The organism is uncultured Tenacibaculum sp. (assembly GCF_947502995.1).
Classification (GTDB): domain Bacteria; phylum Bacteroidota; class Bacteroidia; order Flavobacteriales; family Flavobacteriaceae; genus Polaribacter.
This window is the reverse complement of the sequence record NZ_CANNBW010000071.1, coordinates 1-354: the sequence shown is the minus strand read 5'-3', so window position 1 is coordinate 354 and position 354 is coordinate 1. Positions and strand designations below refer to the sequence as shown.

Annotated in this window: 1 protein-coding gene; it reads right to left on the bottom strand. The window is 32.2% G+C overall.

What is annotated here, in order from left to right; translation table 11 throughout:
* Positions 1-300 (bottom strand): IS200/IS605 family transposase (gene tnpA / locus Q1A46_RS20770; RefSeq protein ID WP_299683576.1); only part of this gene is annotated, 300 nt, incomplete at its 3' end.
* Positions 301-354: the final 54 nt, after the last annotated feature.

Genomic DNA, 354 nt, shown 5'->3' with positions numbered 1-354 from the left:
AAGATCACTTAACTTTCTAAATTCTTGTTGAAGTTTACGAGAACTTCTACCCTTTAGTTGCTTTACTAAATAGCTAACACTTTGTTTAGGGGCATATTCTATATGCATATGAATATGATCTGAACTAACTACTCCTTTTAAAATAGATACGTTCTCCGCATCGCAAATTTGCATCAGAAGTTCTCGACAACGAACCTGTATATCTCCTTTCAATATCTGATAACGATATTTTGTAACCCAAACTATATCAAACGTTAACCTACTTACTGTATGAGAACCTTTGCGTAGTGATATTTCCATATCTGAAAGGTATTAATTTTTCATATAACTAAAAGTGCTGCAATAAAATTGCAG